General features: G+C 59.2%; 9 protein-coding genes. 5 read left to right on the plus strand and 4 right to left on the minus strand.

Annotated elements, in window-relative coordinates:
* Positions 1-274: 274 nt before the first annotated feature.
* A complete protein-coding gene (locus VF629_RS06840; protein WP_331057715.1) occupies positions 275-472 on the plus strand; it encodes a hypothetical protein in 198 nt (65 codons plus the stop codon).
* Positions 473-486: 14 nt separating this feature from the next.
* Here VF629_RS06840 and VF629_RS06845 read toward each other — a convergent pair whose 3' ends face one another.
* From VF629_RS06845 to VF629_RS06855, 3 genes are all read right to left on the minus strand, one after another.
* Positions 487-945: an RES family NAD+ phosphorylase gene (locus tag VF629_RS06845; RefSeq protein WP_331057716.1), complete on the minus strand. Its 459-nt coding sequence runs from the start codon at positions 943-945 to the stop codon at positions 487-489.
* Between the two features lie 3 nt (positions 946-948).
* Complete coding sequence (parS, locus tag VF629_RS06850) at positions 949-1,377, minus strand: type II toxin-antitoxin system Xre/ParS family antitoxin (protein WP_331057717.1); 429 nt, start codon at positions 1,375-1,377, stop codon at positions 949-951.
* 158 nt (positions 1,378-1,535) lie between these two features.
* Positions 1,536-4,217 carry a valine--tRNA ligase gene (locus VF629_RS06855; protein ID WP_331057718.1) on the minus strand — a complete coding sequence of 894 codons (2,682 nt, stop codon included), beginning with the start codon at positions 4,215-4,217 and terminating at the stop codon, positions 1,536-1,538.
* A gap of 402 nt (positions 4,218-4,619) precedes the next feature.
* Between VF629_RS06855 and VF629_RS06860 the strand changes: the two genes are divergently transcribed.
* Both VF629_RS06860 and VF629_RS06865 read left to right on the plus strand, forming a co-directional pair.
* Positions 4,620-5,504 carry a carbon-nitrogen hydrolase family protein gene (locus tag VF629_RS06860; protein ID WP_331057719.1) on the plus strand — a complete coding sequence of 295 codons (885 nt, stop codon included), beginning with the start codon at positions 4,620-4,622 and terminating at the stop codon, positions 5,502-5,504.
* 152 nt (positions 5,505-5,656) lie between these two features.
* Positions 5,657-6,826, plus strand: coding sequence for an N-acetyl sugar amidotransferase (locus VF629_RS06865; RefSeq protein WP_331057723.1), 1,170 nt, complete (start codon positions 5,657-5,659; stop codon positions 6,824-6,826).
* A gap of 77 nt (positions 6,827-6,903) precedes the next feature.
* Here VF629_RS06865 and VF629_RS06870 read toward each other — a convergent pair whose 3' ends face one another.
* Positions 6,904-7,254, minus strand: coding sequence for a 4Fe-4S dicluster domain-containing protein (locus VF629_RS06870; protein WP_331057720.1), 351 nt, complete (start codon positions 7,252-7,254; stop codon positions 6,904-6,906).
* 196 nt (positions 7,255-7,450) lie between these two features.
* Between VF629_RS06870 and VF629_RS06875 the strand changes: the two genes are divergently transcribed.
* Both VF629_RS06875 and VF629_RS06880 read left to right on the plus strand, forming a co-directional pair.
* Positions 7,451-8,464 (plus strand): acyl-CoA reductase, encoded by a 1,014-nt coding sequence (locus VF629_RS06875; protein ID WP_331057721.1) that lies wholly within the window; start codon positions 7,451-7,453, stop codon positions 8,462-8,464.
* A 97-nt stretch (positions 8,465-8,561) separates the two neighbouring features.
* A complete protein-coding gene (locus tag VF629_RS06880) occupies positions 8,562-8,867 on the plus strand; it encodes a hypothetical protein (RefSeq protein WP_331057722.1) in 306 nt (101 codons plus the stop codon).
* Positions 8,868-9,008 lie beyond the last annotated feature (141 nt).

Here is a 9,008-nt window from a genome sequence, read left to right on the forward strand (position 1 = left end):
GCTATCTGGGGCGTGGTATCCCGCAACCAGGACATAGCCGAGCGGCGCCACCGCGAAACCCTGGAGGTGCTGGCCCGGCGGCAGTAATGCCCAAGAGCAGGCTACCAAGCCAGGGAATACCCAGGGAAGCCAAACAGCACGTCATGCTGAGCTTGTCGAAGCATCTCGCGTGGGGGAGTAATTCCAATCGTTGAACGATGATAGTTACTGCTGCACGCGAGATGCTTCGACTCCGCTCAGCATGACGTTCTTTTTGGCCTTCTATACTTTTATCATGAAAAACATATTCGTGCTCGGAGCCCTGGTGCTCGCCCTCGGGCTGATTGGCTATTTATATCAGCAGCTCTCGGCCACGCAAAAGGCACTGCAAGCATCGGAGCAACGCTTCTCGGATTGCGAGAAAGTTACCTTTCAATTGCAGAATCAGCTAGCCTCGCTTCAGAAAAAACAGGCAGCCAGCGCCGCGCAGTAAAGGCCAGTGCAACGCTATTTCTTTAGCCGCTCGTCGAAATGAAACGGCTGGGCCTCCAGCAGCCGCACCCGAATAAATTCGGGATGCGCAGGGTTCAATAGCAGGTTGTGCTCCTGCGGCACCACCACGGAAGGCACACGCAGGGCCAAGCTGCGGCCCGACCGCAACCACTCGTGCCCGATGGTGGCCGTGGGCTGCGGCATGGAGAGGCGCTGCCAGTCGGTGGGCAAGTCGGCCGGCGTGAGGGCTTCGCGGCTGGCGTCGTCGGGCACTTCCAGGGTCAGCAGGTACATGTCGTCGGGCAGGTCCTCGACGGGCAGGTGCACCAGGGTTTCGAGCAGGGCCATGGCGCGTTGCTCGGCAGTGTAGAGCAGGGCCAAGCCGGGCAGGTTCCAGCGCCCCCCGTACAGGTAGGCGCCGTAGCCGCTCAGGTCGTGGCGCCGGGCGTAGCGGGCAAGCCGAAAAACCTCCATTCCCTACCCAAAAACGCCGTGCTCGATGCGCCCCAGAATGTCGCGCAGCATCCGAATTCCCACGGTGGTGTTGATGAGCTCCACCGGCTTGCGGCCGCCTAGCGCCGGAATGGACGACTCCATCCAGTGGCGGAACTTGTCTTCGCCAAACAGGTCGAATCCTTCGGCGTAGAGCGTGGCCAGTTGCACGAGGCGGTCGGTGGCGTCGGCTTTGAGGCGCTGGGCCGGCGTGTAGCGCTGCAGGGTGCGCACCGACAAATCGACGGCGGCGGCCAGTACCGGCAGCGGTAAGTGGGAGCGCCGGGCCAAGTGGTCGAGGGCCTGCCGCCGCATCCCCCGCTGAATCACATCCACCAACTGCAAGTCGCTGGCAATCGGCTCGCCCACTACCGAAGGCCCGCCCAACACATCAACAAAAGCATAAGGAGTCATGATACTACGGCTAAAACGGGGTATTAACAGGCCGTTTCTCACGGCACTTGTCGTAAATATAACGACAGTTGTCGCACAATTGATTTCACCGTCTGCCAAGGCTATACAAAAAAGCCGCTCCCTGAATCAGGAAGCGGCTTTTTTGTGCTTGAAATAGTTTACAAGCTTTTCAACGCTTGTTCCAACGCGGCAATTTTGGCCTCGGCGTCGGCCAGCTTCTGGCGCTCGCGCTCCAGCACGTCGGGTTTGGCATTGGCGGCGAACCTCTCGTTGCCCAGTTTCTTCTGCACCGACTCGCGGAATCCTTGGGCATACTCTAGCTCTTTTTCCAGGCGCGTGCGCTCGGCTGCCAAGTCGATGTGGCCTTCCAGGGGAATGAAAAATTCGCTGCTGCCCTGCACGAAGCTCACCGACGCGGCCGGGCCAGCATTGGCAAATGTTAGCTCGGAAATGCTGCCCAGCTTGCGAATAATGCCTTCGTACTCGCTCAGCAGCGCGGACTCGTCGGTTTTGGCAACGAGGGCCAGCGGCTTGTTGGGGCCGAGGTTCTTCTGGTTGCGCACGGTACGGATGCCGGCCACAATGGCCAGCGCCTTATCCATGTTGGCCAGTAATTCGGCGCTGTTGTCCTGGGCTGTGGCGCGGGGCCACGGCGCTACGCACACGTAGTCGCGTTCGGCCCGCTCGGCCAGCTCGTGCCACAGTTCCTCCGTGATGAAGGGCATGAACGGGTGCAACAGCTTGAGCAGCGTTTCGAGGTAAGCGGTGGTGTGGCGCAGGGTTTCGGCGTCGATGGGATGCTGATAGGCGGGCTTCACCATTTCCAGGTATTGGGCGCAGAAATCGTCCCACACCAGCTTGTACACCGTCATCAGCGCGTCGCTCATGCGGAACTTCTCGAAATGGTCATCCAGCTCCACTATTGCGGCCTGAAGCTTCGCGTTGAACCACGTCACGGCCTTTTCATTGGCAAAAGGCAGGGCGGCATCCATTTCCCAGCCTTTCACGAGGCGGAAGGCGTTCCAGAGTTTGTTGGAGAAGTTGCGGCCTTGCTCCACCAGCTTGATGTCGAACAGCAAGTCGTTGCCAGCCGGGGCCGAAAACAGCATACCGGTGCGCACGCCATCGGCGCCGTACTGGGCGATGAGCTCCAACGGGTCGGGCGAGTTGCCGAGCTGCTTGCTCATCTTGCGACCCTGAGCGTCGCGCACGATGCCGGTCAGGTACACGTTTTTGAACGGCACCTCCTTGCGGTACTCCAGGCCGGCCATAATCATGCGGGCCACCCAGAAAAACAGGATGTCTGGCCCGGTCACCAAGTCGTTGGTGGGGTAGAAATAGTTGACGTCGGCGTTGTCGGGGTCTTTAAACCCGTCGAACACCGAAATGGGCCACAGCCACGACGAAAACCAGGTATCGAGCACGTCCTCGTCCTGGCGCAAGTCGCTCAGCTGCAGGTTGGCGTTGCCGCTTTGGGCGCGGGCCTGCACCAGCGCGGCTTCGGCGGTGAGGGCTACTACAAAGGTGCCGTCGGGCAGGTAGTAGGCCGGAATTTGCTGGCCCCACCAGAGCTGGCGCGAGATGCACCAGTCGCGCACGTTCTCCATCCAGGCCCGGTACATGTTCTTGAACTTGGGCGGGTGCAGCTTGATGGTGTCGTTTTCTACCACTTCCAGCGCCGGCTTGGCCAAGTGCTCCATTTTCAGGAACCACTGCAGGCTGAGCTTGGGCTCAATCACGGCCTTGGTGCGCTCCGACGTCTGCACGATGCTGGCGTACTCCTCGATTTTCTGGAGCAAGCCGGCCTCCTGCAAATCCTTGGCAATTTGCTTGCGCGCGGCAAACCGGTCCTGGCCCACATATAGCACCGCTTTTTCATTGAGCGTGCCGTTGTCGGCCAGAATATCGATAACGGGCAGGTTGTGCTTCACGCCCAGCTCGTAGTCGTTGAGGTCGTGGGCGGGCGTCACTTTGAGCGCGCCCGTGCCGAAATCCGTCGACACGTACTCATCAAAAATCACCGGAATTTCTCGGCCCAGCAGCGGAATGCGCACCTTGGCGCCGGCCAAGTGGGCGTAGCGCGGGTCGGTGGGGTTCACGGCAACGGCCACGTCGGCCATGATGGTTTCGGGGCGCGAGGTGGCCACGGTGATGTAGTTGTCAGTTGTTTGTTGTTCGTTGTCAGAGTCCTGACCGGAACTAACAACTGACAACGGAGAACTGACAACTTCATACCGCAGGTAGTACATTTTGGCCTGCACGTCCTTGGCAATCACCTCTTCGTCGGAGATGGCGGTGCGGCCCTCGGGGTCCCAGTTCACCATGCGCACGCCGCGGTAAATGAGCCCTTTGTTATATAAGTCCACAAAAACCCGGAGTACGGCCTCCGTCAACTCGGGCTCCATGGTGAAGCGCGTGCGGTCCCAGTCGCAGGAGGCGCCCAGCTGCTTGAGCTGCTCCAGGATGATGCCGCCATATTTTTCCTTCCATTCAAAAGCATGGGCCAGGAACTGCTCGCGGGTCAGGTCGGTCTTGGCAATGCCTTGCTCCTTTAGTAGGGCCACTACTTTGGCTTCGGTGGCAATGCTGGCGTGGTCGGTGCCGGGCACCCAGCAGGCTTCCTTGCCTTGCATGCGCGCGCGCCGCACCAGCACATCCTGAATGGTATTGTTCAGCATGTGGCCCATGTGCAACACCCCCGTCACGTTGGGTGGCGGAATGACGACGGTGTAGGGGACCTTCTTGGGGTTGGCGGTGGCCTTGAAAAAGCCCTGCTCTTGCCAGCGTTGGTACCATTTGGCTTCAACGTGGGTAGGCGAATAGGTGGTGGCGAGGGACATGAAAAAGAAGCTAGAAACAGAAGCCACAAAAATAGGCATTAGAAACGCGGGCTAAAGGCGGCAGACCCGCTCCCCAACCACACTGCCCCATTATGAGCAAAAAATAATCTTCATGGAAACTTCACGCGCAAACGCCCTACACCCAACCGAAAAAATAAAGCAGCGAAGCAACCTCTTGTCCAACAGTACATTGATTTAGTCTTTGATAATCAACCGCATGTCTTGACCTGGTATCATTTACATCATCTTTTTGCGTATGCTCGGCTTGTTTAGCTCAATTGGCTGGCCGACAAAAAACAAGCCCCAAGGTTTAATGAAGCTTGTGTATCTTTCTTGACTCTTGTTGAAAATGTCCTTTAATTGCTCTCTATGGCAATACTTTTTCCCTTTAGAAAACCCAAATTGGCACCACCTACTCCACCCGTCGCCGCGCCCGATTTGGGTTCGATGCGCATCGGTTTGGGGCAGTTGCTGGTAGAGGGCGGCGAGCCGGAGCGCAACCTGGCGCGCGCCGTGGAACAGATTGCGCAAGCGGCCGCCCAACGCTGCGACCTAGTGCTGCTGCCGGAAACCCTCGATTTTGCCTGGACGCACCCCAGCGCGCTGCACGAAGCCGAGCCAATTCCCGGCCGCTTTAGCGACCAGCTCTGCGAGGCGGCCGTGGCCCACGGCATCTACGTGTGCGCCGGCCTGACCGAGCGCGCGGCCGACGGCCGCAACTACAACGCCGCCATCCTCATCAGCCCACAAGGCGACATCCTCGTCAAGTACCACAAGATTAACTTGTTGACCGTGGAGCAGCCGTTCTACGCAGTGGGCCAAACGCTGAACGTGGTGGACACCCCGCTGGGTAAAATCGGCGTCAACATTTGTTCCGACAACTACCTCGACGGGCTTCCCATTGGCCACACGCTGGCCCGCATGGGAGCCGAATTCATTTTGGCGCCCTCGTCGTGGACGGTGGACTACTCGCTCACGGAAGAGCACGACCCGTACGAGGAAAAATGGGTGCGCCCGTTCTCCATCCTGGCCAAGCTCTACAACGTGGTTGTGGTGGGCACTACCTCGGTCGGCTACATCGTGGGCGGGCCGTACGAGGGCAAAAAAAGCATCGGGTGCTCGCTTGCCGTCGACGCCAGCGGCGTGCGGGCCCAAGGTGTTTTCAACGAATTTGCCGGTCAATTGGTCGTAGCCGACCTCTCCCGGCCCCACCGACCCGAACGCGGAACCGAAATTGGCGTAATGCTCCAGCGCAAGGGCCACCGCTTCGACCAACTGCCCAGCTAGCAATTACTTCGGCCCGCCTTATCTATCCAATTATTCCCACCTGCCCCATCCTTGTCCAATTGCTGCTACCCGCTTCTACCTCCGCAGCAAGCCCCCTCTCAGATGCATAATCCTTGCTTACTCAATTAAACCAGACGGAACGCACCGCTTCGGTGCCAGAATCAAGCAACCATCAGCGCTGCACGCGCTGCATCATGGACACAACTGCCCCCGGCATCGAATTCAATGCCGCCGGCATCTGCTCTTTTTGCAAAGTCCATGACCGCATGGAGCAAGCCTTTCCCTTGGGCGAAGCCGGCCGCCGGACCGTGCAGCGCCTGGCCGACGAGATGCGCCGCGCCGGCCAAGGCAACCGGTTCGACTGCGTGCTGGGCGTGAGCGGCGGCCGCGACAGTTCGTACACCCTTTGGTACTGCGTCACCCAGCTCAAGCTGCGCCCGTTGGCGGTGCATTTCAACGACGGCTTTGGCAACCCCGTGGCGGGCGAGAACATGCTGCGGGCCTGCAAGCGGCTGGGCGTGGAACTGCGCACCATCACGTCGGACTGGCGCGAATCAAAGGACTTGAAAATTGCTTTCCTGAAAGCTTCCGTGCCCGACATGGAGGAAGGCACCGACCTGGGCATTGCCACGGCCCTATACGGCGTGGCGGCCAAGGAAAACGTGCGGCACATTATCATCGGCCAGTCGTTTCGGACCGAAGGCATTGCGCCGCTGAGCTGGAATTTCTTGGACGGCAAATACCTCAAGGCCGTGCACAAGCAGTTTGGCACGGTGCCTCTGCGCCCCTGGCAGCCCAACGACCCCGGCTTCAACCTGGGCATCAAGGAAATGACGTACTACGCCTTCTGGCGGCGCATCAAAACCGTGACGTTGCTTTACCATCTCGACTACGTGCGCACCGAAGTAGACGAGATTTTGGAGCGGGAATTGGAATGGCAGAACCCTGGGGCTCACTATTTCGACGACCTCTATCAGAGCCTCATTTACTACCTGAACCGCATCAAGTTCAACATCGACCGCCGGCTGTTCAATTACTCGGCCCTGGTGCGGTCGGGCCAAATGAGCCGCGAGGTAGCGTTGGACCGCGTTTCGCGCATCAACCCCATCGAAGACGAGAAAGTAATTGCGCTGTGCATCAAACGCCTGGGCCTGACTCGGGCCGAGTTTGACAACATTGTATCGGCGCCGCCGAAAACGTTTCACGACTACCCCAATAGCTACGGTTTCCTGCGACTATTCAAACTTCCCATCAAGTTTATGAGTCAGCTGAACCTCATTCCCGAGTCGGCTTACGACAAGTTTTTCAACTGCGGGACCTGACCCGCCGTCGCCCACCAACAAAAAAGCCGCTTCGATGGAAGCGGCTTTTTTGTTGCTTGAAATCTCAAGGCAATAGCTTACGCGGCGATGTGCAGCCACTCTTTCTTTTCGAGGAGACGTTCGCGGGTTTCGCGGTAGTCGGGGTCGTCCACGCAGCAGTCCACGGGGCACACGGCGGCGCACTGCGGCTCTTCGTGGAAGCCCACGCACTCCGTGCATTTGTCCGACACGATGTAATAGTACTCGTCGGAAACCGGCGTTTGGGGCGCGGTGCCCGACACCACGGCGCCGTCGGCGGTGGCCACTTCTTTCAGGCTCGTGCCATCGGCCCAGCGCCATTGGGCGCCGCCTTCGTAAATGGCGTTGTTGGGGCATTCCGGCTCGCAGGCACCACAGTTGATGCACTCGTCGGTTATCATGATGGCCATGGGGCGTCGGGGGTCAGGGGGTTGAAGGGAAACCAATGGGGAACGAGTAGCCTTTACGTAAAAAACCGTACCCGCGCCGTTCTTTGGCCAGACAAAATTAACCAGGAACGGCTGTGTTTGTACAGTTTCGACCAATTTTGCAGCGCATCCAACCGCCGCGCCCTTGCCTGGCGGGGTGGAATTCCTTTCTTACTCCATGCATCATTCCGAACGTTTAGCGGCCTTCGTGGCCCTGGGCCAGCGTCTGGCCACGCTTTCCCCCGACGAAATAACCACGCTCGCGGCCCGTGCCCGCAACCAAAACGCCTGGTTTGACGAGCCCAGCGTGGCCGCCGCGCTGGCCGGCCTCGCGCACATGCTTGCCGAAGAACCGCTGCGGAAGTGGGCCGGGCGCTACCCGCCCGAACCCACCACCGTGCACCACATTGGGGTGGTGATGGCCGGCAACATCCCCATGGTGGGCTTCCACGACCTGCTGTGCGTGCTGCTGAGCGGCCACGTGCTGCTGGCCAAGCTCAGCGCCGACGACACCGTGCTGATGACCTGGCTGATGGAAGAACTGTGCCGCATTGAGCCGCGATTCACGGACGCCATTAAGGTATTGCCCCGCCTCAACGCAGCCAACGCCTTCATTGCCACGGGCTCCGACAACACGGCCCGTTATTTCGAATTCTATTTTGGCAAAAAGCCGCACCTCATCCGGCGCAACCGCACCAGCGTAGCCGTGCTCACCGGCGAGGAAACCAGCGCGGAGCTGGCCCTGCTGGGACCAGATATTTTCCAGTACTATGGCTTGGGCTGCCGCAACGTAAGCAAGCTCTTTGTGCCGACCGGCTACAATTTCTCGCCGCTGCTCGACGCCCTGCAAACGTGCGAAGGGGTGCTCAACCACCACAAGTACAACAACAACTACGACTACAACAAGAGCATTCTGCTCGTGAACAGCGTGCCGCACTACGACAACGGCTTCTTCCTGATTACCAAAGACCCCAAATTGGTTTCGCCCATTTCGACGGTGTATTACGCCGAATACGCAAGCGAAATCGACTTGGTAGACCAACTCACCGACGTGGCGGCCCAAACGCAGTGCGTGGTTTCGGCGGGCGCGCGCTTTGCCGGAAGCCTGCCCTTTGGCCAGGCCCAGGCCCCCGGCGTGGCCGAGTACGCCGACCGCGTGGACACCATGGAATTTCTGGCCCGGCTGCCTTAAAGTTCTTGAGCGAAAAGTGTGGCCAAATCGGCTTGCTTTTCGTTATTTATGCGTGCCCGGTTGCGGTGCAGCTTTTCTTACCCATCCATCCTTAGCCATGTCCTTCATTCCCAGCGACGCCACTTTTGAAGTCGTCGAAAAAGAAGCAATTGCTGACCTGCACTTTTCGCCCGAAGACGTGCTGACCGACCCCGCCGACATCCTGCGCCGGCGCGTTGACGCAGACCGCGCCGCCACGCTGGGCAACGCTCACCACGGCAAGCTCGATATTTATTTTCAAGTAGCCGATGGCCGGTTGATGCGGGTGGCCACCACGGTCTGGGCAATGCACGGGGAGTACCTCAGCCTCAAATCGGGCCTCACGTTGCCCTTGCACGCAATAATCGGCTTCGATTTTTATTAAAAATTTTATTGCCAAAAGGAGCGCCCCGGCGGCCACAAATGGTCGGCAAGGCGCTCCTTTTGTTTTTTATGAATTGGGCCGTAGTGATGGTACAGTCGGCGCGGCCCCGCAGACCTCACCGCCGTGGCTCCCCTCTCCGCG

The organism is Hymenobacter sp., assembly GCF_036388155.1.
Lineage (GTDB): Bacteria > Bacteroidota > Bacteroidia > Cytophagales > Hymenobacteraceae > Hymenobacter.

Coding starts and splice junctions, on each gene's coding strand:
- VF629_RS06840 (WP_331057715.1), top strand. CDS start 275: ATGAAAAACATATTCGTGCTCGGAGCCCTGGTGCTCGCCCTCGGGCTG.
- VF629_RS06845 (WP_331057716.1), bottom strand. CDS start 945: ATGGAGGTTTTTCGGCTTGCCCGCTACGCCCGGCGCCACGACCTGAGC.
- VF629_RS06870 (WP_331057720.1), bottom strand. CDS start 7,254: ATGGCCATCATGATAACCGACGAGTGCATCAACTGTGGTGCCTGCGAG.
- parS (WP_331057717.1), bottom strand. CDS start 1,377: ATGACTCCTTATGCTTTTGTTGATGTGTTGGGCGGGCCTTCGGTAGTG.
- VF629_RS06880 (WP_331057722.1), top strand. CDS start 8,562: ATGTCCTTCATTCCCAGCGACGCCACTTTTGAAGTCGTCGAAAAAGAA.
- VF629_RS06875 (WP_331057721.1), top strand. CDS start 7,451: ATGCATCATTCCGAACGTTTAGCGGCCTTCGTGGCCCTGGGCCAGCGT.
- VF629_RS06855 (WP_331057718.1), bottom strand. CDS start 4,217: ATGTCCCTCGCCACCACCTATTCGCCTACCCACGTTGAAGCCAAATGG.